18 protein-coding genes are annotated in these 20,793 nt (G+C 67.8%); 10 read left to right on the top strand and 8 right to left on the bottom strand.

Annotation, left to right across the window (positions count from 1 at the left end; all coding sequences use genetic code 11):
- Positions 1 to 486: 486 nt before the first annotated feature.
- Positions 487 to 2,247 carry a chromosomal replication initiator protein DnaA gene (dnaA, locus tag ABZ707_RS12200; RefSeq protein ID WP_360171926.1) on the bottom strand — a complete coding sequence of 587 codons (1,761 nt, stop codon included), beginning with the start codon at positions 2,245 to 2,247 and terminating at the stop codon, positions 487 to 489.
- Between the two features lie 361 nt (positions 2,248 to 2,608).
- Between dnaA and rpmH the strand changes: the two genes are divergently transcribed.
- From rpmH to ABZ707_RS12155, 9 genes are all read left to right on the top strand, one after another.
- Positions 2,609 to 2,746 carry a 50S ribosomal protein L34 gene (rpmH, locus tag ABZ707_RS12195; protein WP_003949374.1) on the top strand — a complete coding sequence of 46 codons (138 nt, stop codon included), beginning with the start codon at positions 2,609 to 2,611 and terminating at the stop codon, positions 2,744 to 2,746.
- An 18-nt stretch (positions 2,747 to 2,764) separates the two neighbouring features.
- Positions 2,765 to 3,136, top strand: a complete 372-nt coding sequence (gene rnpA, locus ABZ707_RS12190; protein WP_360171923.1) for a ribonuclease P protein component — start codon at positions 2,765 to 2,767, stop codon at positions 3,134 to 3,136.
- Complete coding sequence (gene yidD, locus ABZ707_RS12185; protein ID WP_360171920.1) at positions 3,133 to 3,492, top strand: membrane protein insertion efficiency factor YidD; 360 nt, start codon at positions 3,133 to 3,135, stop codon at positions 3,490 to 3,492. The genes rnpA and yidD overlap by 4 nt, the downstream gene beginning before the upstream one ends.
- A gap of 3 nt (positions 3,493 to 3,495) precedes the next feature.
- Positions 3,496 to 4,776 (top strand): membrane protein insertase YidC, encoded by a 1,281-nt coding sequence (gene yidC / locus ABZ707_RS12180; protein WP_360171917.1) that lies wholly within the window; start codon positions 3,496 to 3,498, stop codon positions 4,774 to 4,776.
- Positions 4,777 to 4,790: 14 nt separating this feature from the next.
- Entirely contained in the window at positions 4,791 to 5,300 is a 510-nt protein-coding gene (locus tag ABZ707_RS12175) for a R3H domain-containing nucleic acid-binding protein (RefSeq protein ID WP_319681717.1), read from the top strand.
- A gap of 106 nt (positions 5,301 to 5,406) precedes the next feature.
- A complete protein-coding gene (rsmG, locus tag ABZ707_RS12170; protein WP_360171913.1) occupies positions 5,407 to 6,123 on the top strand; it encodes a 16S rRNA (guanine(527)-N(7))-methyltransferase RsmG in 717 nt (238 codons plus the stop codon).
- A gap of 263 nt (positions 6,124 to 6,386) precedes the next feature.
- Complete coding sequence (locus tag ABZ707_RS12165; RefSeq protein WP_360171910.1) at positions 6,387 to 7,463, top strand: ParA family protein; 1,077 nt, start codon at positions 6,387 to 6,389, stop codon at positions 7,461 to 7,463.
- On the top strand, positions 7,460 to 8,560 hold the full coding sequence (locus tag ABZ707_RS12160) for a ParB/RepB/Spo0J family partition protein (protein ID WP_360171907.1): 1,101 nt from the start codon (positions 7,460 to 7,462) through the stop codon (positions 8,558 to 8,560). The genes ABZ707_RS12165 and ABZ707_RS12160 overlap by 4 nt, the downstream gene beginning before the upstream one ends.
- A gap of 305 nt (positions 8,561 to 8,865) precedes the next feature.
- Positions 8,866 to 9,483 (top strand): GNAT family N-acetyltransferase, encoded by a 618-nt coding sequence (locus tag ABZ707_RS12155; protein ID WP_360171904.1) that lies wholly within the window; start codon positions 8,866 to 8,868, stop codon positions 9,481 to 9,483.
- A gap of 88 nt (positions 9,484 to 9,571) precedes the next feature.
- On the opposite strand, the gene trxA is transcribed toward ABZ707_RS12155, so the two are convergent.
- The 7 genes from trxA to ABZ707_RS12120 all read right to left on the bottom strand — a co-directional run bounded on the left by trxA (position 9,572) and on the right by ABZ707_RS12120 (position 19,091).
- Positions 9,572 to 9,904 carry a thioredoxin gene (gene trxA / locus ABZ707_RS12150; protein WP_041987383.1) on the bottom strand — a complete coding sequence of 111 codons (333 nt, stop codon included), beginning with the start codon at positions 9,902 to 9,904 and terminating at the stop codon, positions 9,572 to 9,574.
- Between the two features lie 45 nt (positions 9,905 to 9,949).
- Complete coding sequence (gene trxB, locus ABZ707_RS12145; RefSeq protein WP_360171900.1) at positions 9,950 to 10,924, bottom strand: thioredoxin-disulfide reductase; 975 nt, start codon at positions 10,922 to 10,924, stop codon at positions 9,950 to 9,952.
- A gap of 116 nt (positions 10,925 to 11,040) precedes the next feature.
- A complete protein-coding gene (locus tag ABZ707_RS12140) occupies positions 11,041 to 12,012 on the bottom strand; it encodes a zf-HC2 domain-containing protein (protein WP_360171897.1) in 972 nt (323 codons plus the stop codon).
- A complete protein-coding gene (sigM, locus tag ABZ707_RS12135; protein ID WP_360171894.1) occupies positions 12,009 to 12,728 on the bottom strand; it encodes an RNA polymerase sigma factor SigM in 720 nt (239 codons plus the stop codon). Before sigM ends, ABZ707_RS12140 begins: the two co-directional genes overlap by 4 nt.
- 25 nt (positions 12,729 to 12,753) lie before the next feature.
- A complete protein-coding gene (locus ABZ707_RS12130; RefSeq protein ID WP_360171891.1) occupies positions 12,754 to 14,451 on the bottom strand; it encodes a protein kinase family protein in 1,698 nt (565 codons plus the stop codon).
- A 119-nt stretch (positions 14,452 to 14,570) separates the two neighbouring features.
- On the bottom strand, positions 14,571 to 16,700 hold the full coding sequence (gene murJ, locus ABZ707_RS12125) for a murein biosynthesis integral membrane protein MurJ (RefSeq protein ID WP_360171888.1): 2,130 nt from the start codon (positions 16,698 to 16,700) through the stop codon (positions 14,571 to 14,573).
- A gap of 45 nt (positions 16,701 to 16,745) precedes the next feature.
- Positions 16,746 to 19,091: a DUF6049 family protein gene (locus ABZ707_RS12120; protein ID WP_360171885.1), complete on the bottom strand. Its 2,346-nt coding sequence runs from the start codon at positions 19,089 to 19,091 to the stop codon at positions 16,746 to 16,748.
- 210 nt (positions 19,092 to 19,301) lie between these two features.
- Between ABZ707_RS12120 and ABZ707_RS12115 the strand changes: the two genes are divergently transcribed.
- Positions 19,302 to 20,744, top strand: coding sequence for a CCA tRNA nucleotidyltransferase (locus tag ABZ707_RS12115; protein WP_360171882.1), 1,443 nt, complete (start codon positions 19,302 to 19,304; stop codon positions 20,742 to 20,744).
- Positions 20,745 to 20,793 lie beyond the last annotated feature (49 nt).

Below are 20,793 nucleotides of genomic sequence, written 5' to 3'. Positions count from 1 at the left end.
GGCTGTCCCCAGCTTTACCCATGTTCCCCACAGCCCAATCGAGCTTCTTGGTGTGACGCCTTTCACTCGCCCCAGTGATCCCGGGCGTTTCGTTGCCGAACAGTGGACAGGGGTGTGGAGAAGCTGTGGGCAACTTGATCGGCCCTGTGGGCCGCCGGTGGACAAGCAACACGGCGCCCTGTGGAAGACTTTTTCGTCCACAGCCTGTGGAGCACCGTGAGACACAAATCCACAAGGCTCTGACCTGGCCCGATGGCATTACGGCAGGTGCGCCTGTGGACACAGTCTGGACAACTTCATGGTCCCCAGGCTGTGGACGAAGGATTGCTTCCGGATCTGTGGAGAAGACCGTCCCGCCGCCCTGTATTCGAACAGCGGAGTGCGGCGGACGGCACGCCGGGGCGGCCGATCTGGGGGCACGACAGGCCGCAGGGCGCCCCGGGACGGTGTCCCCGAGCGCCCTGCGACAGGTCCGAGCCGGCTGTGTCAGCCGTTCTTGATGCGGTTCGTCAGCTCCGTGACCTGGTTGTAGATGGAGCGCCGCTCGGCCATCAGCGCGCGGATCTTCCGGTCCGCGTGCATCACCGTCGTGTGGTCGCGCCCGCCGAACTGTGCGCCGATCTTGGGCAGTGAGAGATCGGTCAGTTCCCGGCAGAGGTACATCGCGATCTGGCGTGCCGTCACCAGCACCCGGCTCCGGGACGAGCCGCAGAGATCCTCCACCGTCAGTCCGAAGTAGTCGGCGGTCGCGGCCATGATGGCGCCGGCGGTGATCTCCGGGGCCGCGTCCTCGCCGCCCGGGATCAGGTCCTTGAGCACGATCTCGGTGAGGCCGAGGTCCACCGGCTGCCGGTTGAGCGAGGCGAAGGCCGTCACCCGGATGAGCGCGCCCTCCAGCTCCCGGATGTTGCGGGAGATCCGGGAGGCGATGAACTCCAGGACCTCGGGCGGGGCGTTGAGCTGCTCCTGCACCGCCTTCTTGCGCAGGATCGCGATGCGGGTCTCCAGCTCCGGCGGCTGTACGTCGGTGGTCAGCCCCCACTCGAAGCGGTTGCGCAGCCGGTCCTCCAGGGTGATCAGCTGCTTGGGCGGCCGGTCGGAGGACAGCACGATCTGCTTGTTGGCGTTGTGGAGCGTGTTGAAGGTGTGGAAGAACTCCTCCTGCGTGGACTCCTTGCTCGCCAGGAACTGGATGTCGTCGACCAGGAGGATGTCGACATCGCGGTAGCGCTTGCGGAAGGTGTCGCCCTTGCCGTCGCGGATCGAGTTGATGAACTCGTTCGTGAACTCCTCGGAGCTGACGTACCGCACGCGGGTGCCCGGGTAGAGGCTGCGCGCGTAGTGCCCGATGGCGTGCAGGAGATGGGTCTTGCCGAGGCCGGACTCCCCGTAGATGAAGAGCGGGTTGTACGCCTTGGCCGGTGCCTCGGCGACGGCGACCGCGGCGGCGTGTGCGAAGCGGTTGGACGCGCCGATGACAAAGGTGTCGAAGAGGTATTTGGGGTTGAGCCGGGCGTGGGGCTCGCCGGGTCCCGGTGCCGGGGCGGGCTGGGCGCCCAGCGGGCCCGACACGCCGCCGCGGCCGTCGCCGGGGCCGCCGCCGTGGCGGGGGGACCGGGGCTCCGGCAGCTCGTGCCGGTCGCCGTGCTGTTCGTACTGCGAGCGCTCGGGTCCCTGGGGCTGCCGGTAGTCGTGGGACGGCTGAGCGGGCCGGGCGCCGGCGTACGGGTCGCGCTCCTGGTACCCGCCGAGCCGGGGCTGCTGCCAGGAGAGATCCTCCTGGTTGCGCGGCCAGGCGCCGGGGTCGGGGCGCTGCTGCTGGTAGTCCGGGTACGCGGGGCGGACGGAGGGCATGCCATCGTCCGAGGGGCGGTGTCCGTAGCCGTCGTAGGTGTCGCTGGACCGGTCGTCGTGCTGAGGGCCCTGGTAGCGGTGCTGCTGGGGCACGGGCGGGGCCGGCGGGGTGGGCTCGCCGGCGGAGTCGTCGACGGTGATCGCGATCCGGATGGGCCGGCCGCACTCATGGCTCAGGGTCTCGCTGATGAGGGGTGCCAGACGGCCTTCGAGGACGCGCTTGCCCCATTCGTTGGGGACGGCGAGCAGCGCGGTGTCGGCGACGAGGGCGAGGGGCTGGCAGCGCTCGATCCACTGCTTGTCCTTGGGCTCGACGCCCTGCTGGCCCTCCCTGAGGAGCTGCTCCAGCACTCGTGGCCACACTGCGGCAAGATCGGCAGGTACATCAGCCACAAGGCACGCTCTCTCGCAGGTCCCACGAATATGTGGTTCTCGGGACGGGATGGGAAGACCGGCAGGAAACGAAGCCGGAGTTCAGCCACGGTAGTCAGGGCGACCCGCGAGGTTCAAGTTGTTGTCCACAGCCTGTGCACAATGGAGACCGGCGCCGAGCTGGTTTGACCGGATGGCGTAGCCGCGCGTACCGTGACCAGGTCGAGTTGTCGATGGCTGCTGCCGCCTGCCTCCGATGGGCAAGGATCACGATCTGTGGTTGTGAAGCGGTGCACTCGGGCGTAAACGCGAGCTACTCGTGGGCGCACGGTGACAGCCAGGCGATGTCCCGCCACCACACATATCTTTCTGGAGCCCTCGAGTGAGCAAGCGCACCTTCCAGCCGAACAACCGTCGTCGCGCCAAGACCCACGGGTTCCGGCTGCGGATGCGTACCCGTGCCGGCCGCGCGATTCTCGCGTCCCGCCGTGGCAAGGGTCGCGCCCGTCTGTCGGCCTGATCGCCAACAGGTCGTGTCGTGCTGCCTACCGAGTATCGGCTGAGGCGGCGCGAGGATTTCGCGACCGCGGTACGCCGAGGACGCCGGGCCGGACGCCCGCTTCTTGTCGTCCATCTACGCAGCGGTGCCACGGACCCGCACGCGCCTGGGGAGAGCGCTCCCCCGTCGCGTGCGGGTTTCGTCGTAAGCAAGGCTGTGGGTGGGGCGGTCGTTCGCAACCTGGTGAAGCGGCGACTGCGTCACCTGATACGTGACCGACTGCCCGAGCTGCCCCCCGGTAGCCTGGTTGTCGTACGGGCGCTGCCCGGAGCGGGTGACGCCGAATATGCACAGCTGGCCCGAGACCTGGACGCCGCTCTTCGGCGGCTGCTGGGAGGGGGCGCGCGATGAAATACCCGCTGCTGGCTCTGATCAAGTTGTACCAGTGGACGATCAGCCCGCTTCTCGGGCCTGTGTGCCGGTACTACCCGTCGTGCTCACACTACGGATACACGGCCATCGACCGGCATGGAGCGGTGAAGGGCACGGCGCTGACCGCCTGGCGGATTCTGCGGTGCAATCCGTGGTCGCCGGGTGGCGTGGACCATGTCCCACCACGTAAACGCCCGCGTTGGCATGAGCTGCTGCGCAACGCGTGGCGCGGCAGCAAGGGCGGGAACTCCGCCGCCGGCGTGCCTTCCGGGGGACCGGCCCCCGACACCCCCAGTTCGGCCGCAGAGACCTCGCCCGACGCTCAAGGAGCCTGATTAGTGGACACGATTGCCAGTCTCTTCAGCTTTATCACCACACCTGTTTCGTGGGTCATCGTCCAGTTCCACAGCCTGTACGGGGCGATCTTCGGCCCGGACACGGGTTGGGCCTGGGGGCTGTCCATCGTGTCCCTGGTGGTACTGATCCGGATCTGTCTGATCCCGCTTTTTGTGAAGCAGATCAAGTCGACCCGGAACATGCAGGTGCTCCAGCCCAAGATGAAGGCGATCCAGGAGCGCTACAAGAACGACAAACAGCGTCAGTCCGAAGAGATGATGAAGCTGTACAAGGAGACGGGTACGAACCCGCTCTCCTCGTGTCTTCCCATCCTGGTGCAGTCGCCGTTCTTCTTCGCCCTCTACCACGTGCTCTCCGCCATCGCGAGCGGTAAGCAGATTGGTTTCATCAATCAGGGGCTGCTGGACAGCGCCCGCCAGGCGCACATCTTCGGTGCTCCGCTGGCCGCCAAGTTCACGGACGGCAGCGCCAAGGTGGCGTCCCTGAGCGCTTCGGTGACCGATGTGCGGGTCATCACCGCCATCATGATCGTTCTGATGTCGGCGTCGCAGTTCTACACGCAGCGCCAGTTGATGACCAAGAACGTCGACCTGACGGTCAAGACGCCCTACATGCAGCAGCAGAAGATGCTGATGTACATCTTCCCGGTGATCTTCGCTGTCACGGGCATCAACTTCCCGGTCGGTGTGCTCGTCTACTGGCTGACCACCAACGTGTGGACCATGGGCCAGCAGATGTTCGTGATCAACCAGAACCCCACACCGGGCAGCAAGGCGCAGGACGCGTATCTGCAGCGTCTGCTGAAGGGCATCACGGCGCACAGCGACATCCGGTCCCGGCGTAAGCGCAATGTGGTCCGGGCGATTGTGGCCAAGGGCCCCGACCGCAATGACAACGAGCGCAGGTTTATGACCGGCCTGGCGAAGGCGGGCCTGGCCGCGCAGGCCGATGGCACGGTGATCAAGAGCGACACCGCGGCTGTCGAGGCCGAGTCCGGTGGTGCGGCGAAGCGGCAGCAGCCCAAGCGCCAGACCAAGGCGAAGCGGCAGTCAGCCGCCACGCATTCGGGTACGGACGCGTCGACGCAGGCCACGGATTCCGAGGTCCGCGGTGATGCGGCGAAGACTTCGTTGCAGAAGAAGAGCGAGCCGCAGGACACCACGTCCAAGCCGGCGGGCAAGCCCGCTGCCGGTTCCGCACGCCAAGCCAAGCCGGGGCAGCGCAAGGGCCAGCAGCGGCCCAAGCACCCGTCCAAGAAGTAAGAAGGAGTCCATCCGTGACGGAAGGCACCATCTCCGCCGCCGAGGGGGGCGACACCCTGACCCGCCTGGAGCAGGAAGGGGAGATCGCCGCCGACTACCTCGAGGGTCTGCTCGACATCGCTGATCTTGACGGCGATATCGATATGGACGTCGAGGCCGACCGGGCTGCGGTCTCGATCATCAGTGACTCGGCCGGCCGGGATCTGCAGAAGCTCGTGGGACGTGACGGTGAGGTGCTGGAGGCGCTTCAGGAGCTGACGCGGCTCGCTGTGCACCGGGAGACCGGGGACCGCAGCCGGCTGATGCTGGACATCGCCGGCTTCCGGGCCAAGAAGCGTACGGAGCTCGCCGAGCTGGGTGCCAAGGCCGCGGATGAGGTGAAGAGCACCGGTGAGCCGGTGAAGCTGGATCCCATGACGCCCTTCGAGCGGAAGGTTGTGCATGACGCGGTCGCGGCCGCGGGTCTGCGCAGCGAGTCCGAGGGCGAGGAGCCGCAGCGCTTTGTCGTAGTGCTGCCCGCCTGAGCGGTCCCTCGTTTTTTCGGCCCCGTCTGTTTCGCAGGCGGGGCCGATCCTTGTCAGCCTGATAGTCAGCCACCGGTCGGTGGTTCGGTATGGAAGGACGGTTCCCGTGACGGAGACAGCAGAGCTTCCCCCTGCGCCGGACGAGGCACGGACTGTTTTCGGTGAGTTCTTTCCGGAGGCGGTCCGGTACGCGGAGCTGCTGGCGGACGCGGGAGTCAAGCGCGGTCTGATCGGGCCGCGTGAGGTGCCACGGCTGTGGGAGAGGCATCTGCTGAACTGTGCGGTGCTCTCGGAGGTTGTGCCCGAGGACGTCATGGTCTGCGATGTCGGCTCGGGCGCGGGGCTTCCGGGGATCCCACTGGCGCTGGTGCGGCCGGACCTGAAGATCACGCTGTTGGAGCCCTTGCTGCGGCGGACGAATTTTCTCCAGGAAGTGGTCGAGCTGCTGGGTCTGGATCATGTGACGGTGGTGCGCGGGAGGGCCGAGGAGGTCCTGGGCACCTTGCAGCCGGTGCATGTGGTGACGGCGCGTGCGGTGGCTCCGCTGGATCGTCTGGCGGGCTGGGGGGTGCCGTTGCTGCGCCCGTACGGCGAGATGCTGGCGCTCAAGGGCGACACCGCCGAGGAAGAGCTCAAGGGAGCCCGTGCGGCGCTGGGTAAGCTCGGCGTGGTCGGGAGCTCGGTTCTGCATGTGGGCGAGGGGATCGTCGATCCACTGGCCACGGTGGTGCGGGTGGAGGTCGGGGAGAGTCCGGGTGGTGTGCGGTTTGCCACAAAGCGAGCCAGGGCCGCCAGGGCGGGCCGTGCGAGGCGGCGTCGCTGAGCCGTACAGTGCGTACTGTCTCGGTGGATGCTCCATACAAGGTGCCGTATCTACGCACGCGGAGTGTCGTAACGGGGTAGCCCTGTGGCAGATGCATCGTGTTTCACGTGAAACGTCGTTCGCTACTGCAGGGAATTATCAGTCGTGGCCGCGAGGCTGCTACGCCGCGTAGTCGAAAGCCCCTCGTGAGGGGGATGGGGTTGTCCACAGAGGTGGATTCCTCCACAGAACCACGGGCCTCGCTGGTTCACGAACCCGAAAGCATGGCAGGCTCTGTTCATTGCGAGTCTGAAGTCGAGGAGAGTGAATCCTTGCGGTCCGACGCCAACATCGCGGGGCCGATGGCCGATCCGGTCCCCGGTCCCCGCACCGAGTCGGCGGGGGAGGATGTTTCACGTGAAACGCCGCCCCCGATGGACGACACCCCCATTGGTCGCGCTGCCCAGTTGGCGGTGGAGGCACTGGGCCGCGCCGGCGAGGGTCTGCCTCGCCCCGAGCAGACGCGTGTCATGGTCGTCGCCAATCAGAAGGGTGGCGTGGGGAAAACCACCACTACGGTGAATCTCGCTGCTTCCCTGGCGCTCCATGGGGCGCGCGTTCTGGTGATCGACCTCGATCCTCAGGGCAACGCTTCCACGGCACTCGGCATCGACCATCACGCCGAGGTGCCCTCGATCTATGACGTCCTGGTGGAGAGCAAGCCGCTCTCCGAGGTGGTTCAGCCCGTCCCGGATGTCGAAGGTCTCTTCTGTGCCCCGGCCACCATCGATCTCGCCGGTGCGGAGATCGAACTGGTATCGCTGGTGGCACGGGAGAGTCGACTGCAGCGGGCGATCGAGGCGTATGAGCAGCCGTTGGACTACATCCTGATCGACTGTCCGCCTTCCCTCGGTCTGCTGACCGTCAATGCGATGGTCGCCGGCGCGGAGGTGCTGATCCCCATCCAGTGTGAGTACTACGCGCTGGAGGGGCTGGGGCAGCTCCTGCGGAACGTCGATCTGGTGCGTGGACATCTCAATCCCACGCTGCATGTGTCGACGATCCTGCTCACCATGTACGACGGCAGGACGCGGCTTGCCTCGCAGGTGGCGGAGGAGGTGCGGAGTCACTTCGGTAAGGAGGTGCTCCGGACCAGTATTCCCCGCTCCGTGCGTATCTCGGAGGCGCCGAGTTATGGGCAGACGGTGCTGACCTATGATCCGGGGTCCAGCGGTTCCTTGTCGTATCTCGAGGCCGCCCGTGAGATCGCCCTGCGGGGGGTCGGGGTGCACTATGACGTCCAGCAGGCCCATGTGGGCAGCCAGAACAGCCAGCAGAGTATTGCGGAGGGGATCCAGTGAGCGAGCGACGTAGAGGATTGGGGCGTGGGCTCGGTGCGCTGATTCCTGCCGCTCCGCAGGAGACGCAGGTGCCTTCCTCCGGATTGGCTCAGGCCACTCCCGGAGGGGCTCCGGTGCTGACCGCGGAGAGGGGCGTGGCCGCTGCGAAGGTCACATCGCTGCCGCAGGCTCCCACGCCGCCGGACGCGGAGACAGTGGCGCCGGAGCCTGAGGAGGTGTCCGAGCCGGCGGCGGCCGGGGCGCACTTCGCCGAAGTGCCGATCGATTCGATCACGCCGAACCCACGACAGCCGCGTGAGGTGTTCGACGAGGATGCGCTGGCCGAGCTGATCACCTCCATCAAGGAGGTGGGGCTGCTCCAGCCTGTGGTTGTCCGCCAGGTGGGGCCGGAGCGTTATGAACTCATCATGGGTGAGCGGCGGTGGCGGGCTTGCCGGGAGGCCGGTCTGGACCGTATTCCGGCGATCGTCCGTGCCACGGACGACGAGAAGCTGCTGCTGGACGCGCTGCTGGAGAATCTGCACCGTGCTCAGTTGAACCCGCTGGAGGAGGCTGCCGCCTATGACCAGCTCCTCAAGGATTTCAACTGCACGCATGACCAGCTCGCCGACCGGATCGGACGCTCGCGTCCGCAGGTCTCCAACACGCTGCGGTTGCTGAGGCTGTCTCCCTCGGTCCAGCGCCGGGTCGCAGCCGGTGTGCTTTCGGCCGGTCATGCCCGGGCGCTTCTCTCGGTGGACGACTCCGAGGAGCAGGACCGACTGGCTCATCGCATTGTGGCCGAAGGGCTCTCGGTGCGGGCAGTCGAGGAGATCGTGACCTTGATGGGGTCGCGCCCGGAGAGTACTCCCAAGTCCAAGGGTCCCCGGGCCGGAGCGCGGCTGGCGCCGGCGCTGACCGATCTCTCGTCGCGTCTCTCGGACCGTTTTGAGACGCGGGTGAAGGTGCAGCTGGGACAGCAGAAGGGCAAGATCGTTGTCGAATTCGCCTCGATAGACGACCTGGAACGGATTCTCGGTACGCTCGCGCCCGGCGAGGGGCGTGTGCTGGACAAGGGGCTTAGCGCCGAAGGCGCCGACGAGGAGGACCAAGGCTGAGGCGGCCCGGCCGCCAGGCAGGGCGGGCTGTGTTCCATGCTTACCGGAACACAGCCCGCCCTTTGCTGTCTCGCGGTGTGCCGGGAACCTCTGGGTGGATACGATGCGTTCTGGTATGGCGCATCCACCTTCACCCACCTGAGAAGGAGAGCGGGTGCCATGCGATCGGTGAGCCGCAGCCAACTGGTGTCAGCCGGGCTTGGTCTAGGAGTGCTCGGCGGCTTCGTCGGCAGTCTGCTTCGGGAATGGAGTGCGCTGACAGCCGCTCGTGGCGCGGCAGGCAACGGGAGTGAGGATCAGCCTCCATGGGGCGTCGGCTCGAACCGCTTACGCTGGACAACCTTCAGGATCTCCCCAGGCGCTGCCGTGCGTGTGTCTTCTGGGAGCTTGATCCGGTCAGCGGAGAGGCCGCGGTAAAGGCGGGCAGGCCGGAGGTGGAGAAAGAGGCCTGGATCTCGGCTGTTCTGCTGGAGTGGGGGTCCTGCGGCCGGGTCGTGTATGTCGACGATGTGCCGGTGGGCTTTGTTCTGTATGCGCCTCCCGCGTATGTGCCGCGGTCCACGGCTTTCCCGACGAGTCCGGTCTCTCCGGATGCCGTGCAGTTGATGACCGGCTGGATCATGCCGGGTTATCAGGGACAGGGGCTCGGCCGGGTGATGGTGCAGACGGTGGCCAAGGATCTGCTGCGGCGGGACTTCAAGGCCATTGAGGCGTTCGGTGACGCGCGCTGGAAGGAGCCGGCGTGTGTGCTGCCCGCTGATCATCTGCTGGCGGTGGGCTTCAAGACCGTACGGCCGCATCCGGCCTATCCGCGACTGAGGCTGGAGCTGCGGACCACGCTGTCCTGGAAAGAAGACGTGGAGATGGCGCTGGATCGGCTCCTGGGCGCGGTGAAGAAGGAGCCGGCGCTGCGGCCGCTCTGAGGCGGACATCGACAGGAATGAAACTGGCCCATCCCCCGCCGGGGGGATGGGCCAGTTTCACGTGAAACATTGAGTCAGCGGCGCTCGCTCATTCGCCGATGAAGCTCTCCAGGTCGCGCACGAGCGCGGCCTTGGGCTTGGCGCCGACGATGGTCTTGGCGACCTCGCCGTTCTGGTAGACGTTCAGCGTCGGGATGGACATGACGCCGTACTTGGCTGCGGTGGCCGGGTTCTCGTCGATGTTGAGCTTGACGATCTGGATCTTGTCGCCGTGCTCAGCCGCGATGGCTTCCAGCGACGGAGCGATCTGGCGGCACGGTCCGCACCAGGCGGCCCAGAAGTCGACCAGTACGGGCTTGTCGCTCTTGAGGACGTCCTCTTCGAACGAGTCGTCGGTTACATGCTTCAGGTCGCCGGCCACGGCGGCCTCCTTAACTGTGTGGGGTGGGGGTGTGGGTGAGGATGGTCAGACGGTGGCGGTCTTCTCCGGCTCTGCGGACTTCTCGCTGTCGTGCAGGGCGGCGAGGAAGCGCTCGGCGTCGAGAGCGGCGGAGCACCCGGTGCCGGCGGCTGTGATGGCCTGGCGATAGGTGTGGTCCACGACGTCACCGGCGCCGAAGACACCGGACAGGTTCGTCCGGGTCGACGGGGCAGCGACGGTGAGGTAGCCCTCGTTGTCCAGGTCGAGCTGGCCCTTGAACAGCTCGGTCCGGGGGTCGTGTCCCACCGCGATGAAGAGACCGGTCACTGGGAGCTCGGAGGTCACGCCGGTCTTGGTGTTGCGGAGGGTCAGCCCGGAGAGCTTGTGGTCGCCATGGATCTCGGCGACCTCACTGTCCCAGGCGAACTTGATCTTGGGGTCGGAGAAAGCACGGTCCTGCATGGCCTTGGAGGCCCGCAGAGTGTCCCGGCGGTGGACGATCGTGACGGACTTGGCGAAGCGCGAAAGGAAGGTGGCTTCCTCCATCGCGGTGTCGCCGCCGCCGACCACGGCGATGTCCTGGTCCTTGAAGAAGAAGCCGTCACAGGTGGCACACCAGGAGACACCGCGTCCGGAGAGCGTGTCCTCATTGGCCAGACCGAGCTTGCGGTGCTGGGAGCCGGTGGTGACGATCACGGCCTTGGCGCGGTGTACGGTGCCGGCGGTGTCCGTAACCGTCTTGATGTCTCCGGTCAGGTCAACGGCGATGACGTCGTCCGGGACAAGCTCGGCGCCGAAGCGCTCCGCCTGGGCCCGCATGTTGTCCATGAGATCCGGGCCCATGATGCCGTCGCGGAAGCCCGGGAAGTTCTCCACATCAGTGGTGTTCATCAGCGCGCCGCCGGCGGTGACGGCGCCCTCGAAGACCAGCGGATTCAGCGACGCGCGCGCGGTGTACAGCGCGGCCGTATAACCGGCGGGCCCGGAGCCGATGATGATCACATTACGGACGTCGCTCACGGGTTTCTTCCTCGTCTCTGGGGACTGCCTACTGGGGCCGGATCAACGACTTCACCCCATCCAACGGATCCTACGGGTCTGGCATTCCCGAGGTGTCCGGCGGCGCGGAGCAGTCGTCAGTGGCGTGCGTAGGGCCGCAGCAGCAGGAGTTTGCCCTTGCCCGAGGGGGCCTTGTTGACGCAGGTCGCGTCGATCACGTACGCCAGCACCCGAGTGCTGTCGACGGGGTGCGACAGGATCAGGAGATACGCGGGGCTGCCGTGATACACGCCGGTCTCGGCGGCGAGGACGGGGTCGGTGCGGCCGGTGCTGTGCTGAATACACAGCGGCACCTCGGGTACTGGAGTGATCATGGGCGAGTTCGAGGTGCCGCCGCCGTCCCTGTTGGAGGAGTCGCCCCCTCGGCCAGGCGTGCTCGTGAGGCCGGAGTCAGGACCGGGGCTGGGGCCCAGCAGCGCGTGGACGCGGTCCTTGAGCGGGGTCCCGGAAAACACGTCGTTCGCCGCGGTGCGAACCGGCGAGCTCTCCTTCTTGGCCGCGGAAGTGCCGCTGTCCGATGGCCGAAGAGACGGGAGCAGCAGAAGACTCACGCCCACGGCGGCCGCTACGAAGACGAGGCTCAGCAGAGCGCCGGTACCGCGCCATCGCCTGAGGCCGCCACGCCCGGGGCCGGTCGCCGCCCTCGGGCGGCTCCCCGGGCGTTCGGCCCGTCCACCGCGGGCCTTGGCGGATTCCGGGGGTGTGGAATGCGGCGCCGCTGAGGTGCCCGGTACGGAGGAGGTTCCGGCGGCGGACGTGGTTTCACGTGAAACATGCGCGTCCTTGCCGGACACGGTCGCGTCGAGGAACGCTTCCGCGGCCAAGGCGGCATCAATGCGGCCCGCGACGTCGTCGGGCATCCGCGTCGGCCCGGGCAGTGTCCCGAGCAGTTCCCTGATTTCTTCCAAGGAGTCACGGACATCGGCGCAGAGGGCGCAGGTGTCCAGGTGACGGCGCACCTCCGCGGACCGGGACGGTGAGAGCAGGCCCTCGGCGAGGTCGGAGATCTCTGAGACGTCCGGATGCTGAGGTGTGTCGGTCGTGGTCACGCGCGTCCACCTCCGCCCTTCGCCGCAGCCGAATCGCTTGGTCCTGCATCTCGTGGTTCTGGGTCCCGTGGCCCCGATGCCGGTGGGACGGATGCCCCCGGCGTCCGGTTCCTTCCCCGCAGGAGGCCCCTGTCATCCGGGGCGTCGCCTCGCAGATGGACGAGCAGGGGCAGCAGTCTGGCCCGGCCGCGTGCGCAGCGGCTCTTCACCGTGCCTGTCGGTACGCCCAGGACACGTGCGGCCTCCGCCACGGGATAGCCCTGCATGTCGACGAGCACCAGGGCCGCCCGTTGGTCGACGGGGAGCTTGGCGAGTGCCGCCAGGAGTTCACGGTGGAGGTCCTGCCGTTCGGCGGGAGCTGCCGCCGACTCGTGCGGCTCCAGAAGCTGTTCCAGCCGCTCGGTGTCGTCCATGGGGGAGGTCTTCCGGGAGGCGGCTTTCCGGGCCCGGTCGAGGCAGGCATTGACGGTGATGCGGTGCAGCCAGGTCGTCACGGCCGACTGGCCGCGGAAGGTGTGTGCCGCCCGGAAGGCGGAGACCAGGGCGTCCTGAACGGCGTCGGCCGCTTCCTCGCGGTCGCCCAGGGTCCGGAGGGCCACGGCCCAGAGCCGGTCACGGTGCCGCCTGACCAGCTCACCGAACGCATGGGGGTGACCTGTGACGTGAGCGTCCAGGAGGTCCTGGTCGCTCGCGTCGCCGAGCGCGGCACTGTCCAACGGTGATCCCCCTCCCCTGGTCCGGTCAGCTGGTGATCGAGATCTCCGAGACCTTGCCCCGGAAGTTCTTCTCGCCGACCTTCGGGAGATCGGTCAGCCAGACCAGAACGTACCGTGCCTGGACCGGCTTGCCGGGCTTCAGAACGACGTCCTCACCGGATCCTTCGGCAACCTTCTTGAAACCGTTCAGTTCGGTCGGCTGGGAAGACGTGTCCGCGGGCGCCGCCCGCAGCTCCACGGCGGTGGTCCCTCCCAGGAAGGAGACGTCCACCCGGCCGACCTGCTGAGCCCTGCCGAGATCCAGGATGATGCCGACACCGGGCTTCAGACGGCCGAAGTCCGAGCTGTAGTAGCCGTCGGTGTTCCAGAACGTTCCCCGGTCATGGTCGTAGCTGTTCTTTATCCCGGCGGGCTTCTCTGAGCGGTCCTGGCCGAACGGGTCGAAGTCCTGGGCGTTGACGATGGCGACCGGCTTGCCGGGGTTGAGCGCCTTGTTGTCCCCGTCCTGGGTGACCGGCTGAGTGGGGCTGGTGTCGTCCGGCTCCCCGACTTGGTTGATGAGCCGGTCAGCGACCTGCCAGCTCCCGAGGCCCAGGGCGGCGATGAGGAGTGCGGCGACAGTCCACTTCAGAGCCTTGCCCGCGCGGCTCTGCAGGGGCGGCGGCGGCACCGGTGGTGCGGCCACCGCACTGGCGGCTGACTGTGCCCGGCCGTATGTGCCCTGCTGGTAGGTGGTGCGCTGGTATTCGGGTGGGGCGGTGAACGAGGGCTCCGGCGGCCGGACCCGTGGCATCTCGGCGACCGCCGCGGCCAGTTCGTCCGGTGTGGTGCACGGCGGTTCCTGCCGGGAGGCGGTCGCGCCGTCATTGACCAGGGCTCGCATGGCGAGTTCCGACAGACCTCGGTGCACCCCTGCGCGGACCTGGTCGGGAGCGATCAGGCCGACGCCCTTGGGAAGGCCGGAGAGCCCGTAGGCGTCCGTCTCGTACGGCCAGCGCTGCGTCAGCGCGGCGTAGAGAAGCGCCCCGATCGCCTCGGTGTCGGTGCGCTGCGGGCGTTCCGCGCGGATTCCGCGCAGAGCGGCGTTCACGGCGAGGCCGCGGATCCGGTACTGGCCGCTGGAGGTCCGCAGGACCGCGCTCGGAGTCAGGCGGAGGTGGGCGAGCCCTTCGCGATGGGCGGCGGCCATGGCCTGGGAGACCTGGCTGACGAGCTGGTAGGCGTCGTGAGCCTCCAGAGGCCCGGCGGTGAGGAGCGCGGTGAGCTCGACGGCGTCCGGCAGCCATTCGTGGACGACATAGACCAGGTCGTTCTCCTCGACGGCGTCCAGGACCTGGACAAAGCGAGGGTCGCCCAGCAGGGCCGCGGACCTGGCGGCCGCCAGGACGGACCGCGCACGTGGATGATCGGCCGGCAGGAGGTGTACGCCAACGGCGCGGCGCAGCTTCTCGTCGACCGCACGCCAGCTACTGAAACCGTCCAGACGAGTGACGCACTCCTCCAGGCGGTACCGTCTGGCGAGCTTGTGGCCGCTGTGCAGTTCGGGCGTCGCGATGGCCGACTCTGGGCCCGGCCGTTCGCTGCCCTTCTCCGGTGCGGACTTCTCCGCGGTGTCCTGGGCTTTCGCCACCCCGTCGGTCGTGGCCTTGCCCGCCTTGGCGGCCAGCGGTTCATCACCGCTGTTGTCGGCCACGTCGACGGCAGCCGTGCTACGTTCCGCCACCGTCGCTCCTGCCTCCCCATCCGTTGCGCACTATCCAACAGCCAAGCCAATTGTGCCCACAGTTGGACGCTATGCACGACACGCGGCAGCCGTCGAAGGTTGCGCTCGGCCCCGCCGTCTCAGCGTCCGAGACGTCCGCGCACCATACCGACCATGGCGTTGAGCTCTTCGATCCGCATCTTCTTCGCCGCGACGAGGAAGAGACCCAGCAGCACGAGGCCACCGGCCACGAGCGCCGCCAGCGAGGCGAGAGCGCCGCTGCCGAGCGTGTGCAGCGCGGCGTAGGCGACCGCTCCGGCGGCGAGGGACCCGGGAACGGCTGCCAGGCAGAGCCGGGCGTATGTCCGCAGGACGCGTCCGCCGTCCAGATCGCCGCCCAGCCGGTTGCGCAGCCTGCGCCAGGCGACCCCCACGCCGACCGCGTAGGCCAGCCCGTACGAGGCGGCCATTCCGACCACGGCCCAGCGCGAGGGCAGGATCACATAGCAGGCTGCGGAGGCCGCGGCGTTGACGCCGGCGACGATGACCGTGTTGTAGAAGGGCGTCCGGGTGTCCTCGTAGGCGTAGAAGCCTCGCAGCACGACGTACTGCACGGAGTAGGGGATCAGGCCGAGGGCGAACGCCATCAGGATGAAGCCCATGGACCGCGCGGATTCCAGGCCGCTGGAGGAGAACAGCAGGATGGACATCGGCACGCCGAGCGCCAGGAAGGCGAAGGCGATCGGGACGATCGCGACCGCGGAGTTGCGCAGGCCCTGGGAGATGTCGTCGCGCACCGCGCCGGGATCGCCGTCGTGTGCGGCCCGGGAGATCCGGGGCAGCAGTGCCGCCATGACCGAGACGGTGATGATGGCCTGCGGCATGCCCCAGATGAGCTGGGCGTTGCTGTAGGCGAGGATGCCGGTGCCGTCCTTGCCGGACGCCTCACCGGCCGCGGTGGCGAGCTGGGTGACGACCAGTACGCCGGCCTGGTTGGCGAGGACGAACAGCACGGTCCACTTGGCCAGCCTGACCGTCTTGCCGAGGCCGTGGCCCTTCCAGTCGAAGCGGGGACGGAAGCGGAATCCGGTCTCACGGAGGTACGGGATCATCGCGAGAGCCTGGACGGTGAGGCCGAGCAGCGTCCCGATGCCCAGCAGCCGCACACCGTCCGGCGGGATGGTCCGGACAGTCATGTTCGAGTCGGCGGAGGTGCCGTACACCCAGATGAACAGGCCGAACGTGGTGATCATGACGATGTTGTTGAGGACCGGCGTCCACATCATCGCGCCGAACTTCCCGCGCGCGTTCAGGATCTGCCCCATCACCACGTGCACGCCCATGAAGAAGATCGTGGGCAGGCAGTAGCGGGCGAAGGTGACCGCGACATTGTTGGCGGCGGGATCGTCGGCGATGGTGTCCGACATCAGACGGATCAGCAGCGGCGCTCCGTACACGGCCAGGGCCACGATCGCGGCGAGCGCAACGATGACAAGGGTCAGCAGACGGTTGGCGTATGCCACACCGCCGTCCTCGTCGTTCTTCATCGACCGCACGAGCTGCGGTACGAACACCGAGTTGAGGCCGCCGCCGACGGTGAGGATGTAGATCATCGTCGGCAGGGTGTAGGCCACGGTGAAGGAGTCGCCGAGCAGGGCCGCGCCCAGAGCGGCGGTGATCACCAGGCTCCGTACGAAGCCGGTGAGCCGGGAGACCAGCGTGCCGGCGGCCATCAGGGCACTGGACTTGAGCAGGCCGCCGGCCCGGCCGCCGGACTTCTTGGGCGGCGGCGCGGGGGCCGGCTTGGGCTCCGGTGCCGGCTTGGTGTCCTGCTGGTCGCGGTAGAGGTGCGCGAACGCGTCCGTCGGGGCGGCCTCGTCGGCGGCCGACGAGACGAGTTCGTCGACGCCGGTGAACTGGGTGGTCCTCGGGTCGTCCCCGTAGGGGAGGCGGCGGGACGGCCCGTCCGGTTCGGGCGGCGGGGTCTGGGCCCAGATCCGGGGATCGGGAGAGTGCTGCTGTGCGGCCGGCTGCTGGTAGAGCTGCTGCGCCTCCGGATAGGTACCCGGGGGCGGCGGCGGGTGCGAGGCGCGATCGTAGAGCGCCTCGGTCACCGGATCCTGCGTGGAGAGATCTTGTGACCAGTAAGGATCCTGGTTGTAGGCGTCCTGGACATAGGGATCCTGGGCAGGCCGCGGCGAGGGCGGAACCTGGCCTGCCGGATCGCCGCCAGCGCCCGGCCCGCGGTCACCGTCGTACGGCGCGTTCATGGTTACCCCACCTCATCGTCCCCGGCCAACCGGCCACGACATCGCTCAACGGTCCACTTTCTCACCCGCGCCCGACGGCTCCCCGCTTTCCGGTCCGGTGTCCGGTGTCAGGTCACTCGGCTGCTCGGAATCCGTGTTTGTCGGAGCCGGCTCCACGTCCGTGTCCCGCGCACCGCCGGCCTGGCCGCGGTCGTCCGTGGGCCCGACGGCCGCCCTGCGGGCCACCGCCCGCTTGCGCTGGCTGTACATCTTGACGCCGGCGAGGACCAGGAGCAGTACTCCGCCGGCGATGACGAGCATCACAGTGGGCGTGACCTCGGACACCTTCACCTGGAAGGTCATGGAGTCGCCGTACGGCTTGCCGTCCACCGTGTAGAGCTGGGCGGTCACCTGGACCGGACCGTTGGCGTTGCCCGCGCCGGTGAACTTCACCGACTGGCTGTGCCCGCCGTCGATCTTGATCGGCCGCTCCGCGACGGTCCGGTCACCATCGATCTTGAGACGCGTCGGGTTGTCGGACTTGAGGCGCAGCACCAGATTCTCGACACCCTGCAGAAGCTGGTTCTGGACGGTCACGGGGATGGTCGCGCTGCGTCCGGAGAGGGTGAGGACGGACTTCTTGATGAGCCGTACCTCGGCGGTCAGCCTGAGCAGATAGTTGTCCACTGTCGTGCGGTACCGCTGGGCCTCGTCCGGCTCGCCGCGCCAGGACGTCGACATGGCCCGGTCGATCGCGTTGGCGAAGGGAGCGGCCACCCGGTCCGGCGAGCTGAGGATGGCTTTGAAGTTGTCGAGCCGGTCCTGAGTGCCCCGGATCTCACCGAACGCCTCGCTCGGCAGCTCCTGGCCGCGCAGTTTCCCGGGGTACCGCGAGGAGGAGGGCACCTTGGTGGTGGCGTCGTCGTCGGGCCTGGCAGCCGCCGCCGCGATCAGATCGGTGGGCTCCGTCCACCGCTCGGGGTCCAGGCCGTGCAGCGCCCGGGCCATGGACTGCGCCTGGGCGGCCGTGGGCATCCGCTGGGGGGCCACGACGATGCTGCGCTCGTTGTCGGGGACCTGCAGGGTCAGGGCCAGCGTCTGGGCGAGGAACTTCTGGACGGCGATGGTGGAGCTGCCCGCCGATGTCATGTCGCTCTGGAAGGCCGTGGAGAGCCGGGTGTCGGCGACGACGGCCGTGGTCCCGCCGCCGATCGGCCGCGCGGCGCTGGGGGTGTACGGCAGGTTGTCCTGAAGGCTGTCGCTACGGGTGATCACCTTGTGGGCGCCCGCCGAGGTCGCGACGTCCACGATCGACGGGTCGATCGCACCGTCCACGGGCCAGGCGAAGTCCACGGACGGCTTGGTGTGGAGGATGGTCTCCACCGTCTTGCCGGCCACGTCCGTGGCGGGCTGCAGGTGGCTGAGCGCGCCCGAGTCCTTGCCGCGGTGGGCCAGCGACGCCAGGTCCGGGTCGGCGAACGGCAGCGCGACGACCTTACGGCCCTGTACCGCCTTCTCCAGGGCGTTGAGCCACTGATTGGCCACGGCCTGGTGCTTGCCGGGGATCGTGGACCGGCCGCTTCTGACGCGGTAGTCCCGGGTCATCGCGTCGGCGGTGGCGAGCAGATCGGGGTCGATGACCCAGGTGACGGGCAGCTCATTGCCGAGCGAGACCATCTGCTCGAGCCGGCCGCCGGGGGCGAGCTCGGTGGCCAGGTCGTCATTCTCGAAGACGGGGGTCTGCTGATCGTCCGAGCCGGTCTCCGCGGAGAGATGCGTCGTCGAGATCAGCGGCCAGAGAGTGGTGAGCTGGGTCTTCTTCTCCGTGGCCTCGGGCTGCCAGGGCAGGAACGTACGCCGCATACCGAGGACCTGGTCGTACGGCGCGGAGGACGTCTGACCCGTCAGCGAGACACCGAGCTGGTAGACGCCTTCCTCATCGAGCCCGAGCTTGCTGACCGGCACGGAGAGGGAGAAGTCCTGCGGGATGCCGGTGGTGAGTTTCGGAAAGGTGACCTTGTACGTGCCGCCGATCGGGGCCACGGCGCCCGAGGCCCTGGTCGAGCGTTCGGCGGCATCATCGATGGCGGTCCTGCCCGACAGCCTCGGTCCCACCCGCAGATCCACCTGGGCATGCGTGATGGTCTTCTTGCCCTCGTTGGTCACCGTGCCGGAGACGGTGAGGGTGTCGCCCTTCACGGGCGCGCTCGGGGTCAGTGTGTCGAGGGACACATCGACCGTGCGGGAGCCGGTCGCTTTGGTGGGGGCAGGGGCGGCATGAGCCGCAGGGGACGCCGCACCCGCCACCAGACCGGCCAGGAGCGGTGCTCCGGCGATCAGAGAGGCTGTGCGCCGCAGCCACCGGCGGGCAGGAGGGTGACCCGTCCCCTGGAAGTCTGCCGCCTCCGCCACGCGCTCGCCCGTCCCTTGTCATCGTTGTTGCCGTCGGTGGTTGTCGATTAATGCGTCCACGCATGGTAACGATGTGCGCTGTGGCGAAGTGCTGAGGACTGCTCCACATGATCGGAAGAATCTCATGCGCCGCCGGAAACTCGTGCATCGGAGTCCGGGGCCCGGAAACGGGGACGCCCGCGTGAGCTGCGGCACGTACCCTTTTCTGTTGTGCCGAACGCCAATGAAGACAATCCCCGTGCACTCAGTCAGGTGCAGCGCCGCGCAGTCAGCGAACTGCTGCGGGTGTCCCCCGTCGCCGATGATCTCGCGCGCCGATTTCAGGAGGCCGGATTCGGTCTGGCCCTGGTTGGTGGATCGGTACGGGATGCCCTTCTCGGCCGGCTTGGCAATGACCTGGACTTCACGACTGATGCCCGTCCCGAAGATGTTCTGAAGATCGTCAGGCCGTGGGCGGATTCGGTGTGGGATGTGGGGATCGCCTTTGGGACGGTCGGCAGCCAGAAGGACGGCTACCAGATCGAGGTGACGACCTACCGCTCGGAAGCCTACGACCGGACTTCTCGCAAACCTGAGGTGTCCTACGGGGACTCCATCGACGAGGACCTCGTCCGCAGGGACTTCACGGTGAACGCGATGGCCGTCGCGCTGCCCCAGAAGGAGTTCATCGACCCTCACGGAGGGCTGGAGGATCTCTCGGCCCAGGTGCTGCGCACCCCGGGCACCCCTGAGGAGTCCTTCTCCGACGATCCGCTGCGTATGCTCCGGGCCGCGCGTTTCGCGGCGCAACTGGACTTCGAGGTGGCCCCGGAAGTGATCGCCGCGATGAAGGCCATGTCCGAGCGGATCGAGATCGTCTCCGCCGAGCGGGTGCGCGACGAGCTGAACAAGCTGATCCTTTCCGCTCACCCGCGTAAGGGCCTGGCCCTGCTGGTCGAGACCGGACTCGCCGACCGGGTACTGCCCGAACTGCCGGCGCTGCGGCTGGAGAGCGACGAGCACCACCGGCACAAGGACGTCTACGAGCACTCGCTGACCGTCCTGGAGCAGGCGATCGATCTGGAGGAGGACGGCCCGGACCTGGTGCTCCGGCTGGCCGCCCTGCTCCATGACATCGGCAAGCCCCGGACGCGGCGCTTCGAGAAGGACGGCAGGGTCTCCTTCCACCACCATGAGGTGGTGGGCGCGAAGCTGACCAAGAAGCGGATGACCGCGCTCAAGTACTCGAATGAGATGGTGCGCGATGTCTCGCGGCTGGTGGAGCTCCATCTGCGCTTCCACGGCTATGGGATGGGCGAGTGGACGGACTCGGCCGTGCGGCGCTATGTGCGCGATGCCGGTCCGCTGCTGGGACGGCTCCACAAACTGACCCGCTCGGACTGCACCACACGTAATAAGCGCAAGGCGAACGCGCTCTCCAAGGCGTATGACGGCCTGGAGGAGCGCATCGGCCAGCTCCAGGAACAGGAGGAGCTGGATGCCATCCGGCCCGACCTGGACGGCAACCAGATCATGGAGGTCCTTGGCGTCGGCCCCGGGCCGGTGATCGGAGCGGCGTACACGTTCCTGCTGGAGCTGCGGCTGGAGAACGGGCCGATGGAGCGGGACGCGGCCGTCGGAGCCCTCAAGGAGTGGTGGGCCGCGCAGAACTGAAGGGGTGAGGTCATGTTTCACGTGAAACATGACCTGCCGTGCAACGCGG

Origin of the sequence: Streptomyces sp. NPDC006923 (genome assembly GCF_040635655.1) — a bacterium.
GTDB lineage: Bacteria > Actinomycetota > Actinomycetes > Streptomycetales > Streptomycetaceae > Streptomyces.
The sequence above is the reverse complement of the archived record's forward strand: the minus strand, read 5'-3'. Positions and strand labels throughout refer to the sequence as shown.

What these genes read in the sequence shown, in the direction of transcription:
- yidD (WP_360171920.1), top strand. Translation starts at nt 3,133, where the DNA reads ATGAAATACCCGCTGCTGGCTCTGATCAAGTTGTACCAGTGGACGATC.
- ABZ707_RS12155 (WP_360171904.1), top strand. Translation starts at nt 8,866, where the DNA reads ATGGGGCGTCGGCTCGAACCGCTTACGCTGGACAACCTTCAGGATCTC.
- murJ (WP_360171888.1), bottom strand. Translation starts at nt 16,700, where the DNA reads ATGAACGCGCCGTACGACGGTGACCGCGGGCCGGGCGCTGGCGGCGAT.
- ABZ707_RS12165 (WP_360171910.1), top strand. Translation starts at nt 6,387, where the DNA reads ATGGCAGGCTCTGTTCATTGCGAGTCTGAAGTCGAGGAGAGTGAATCC.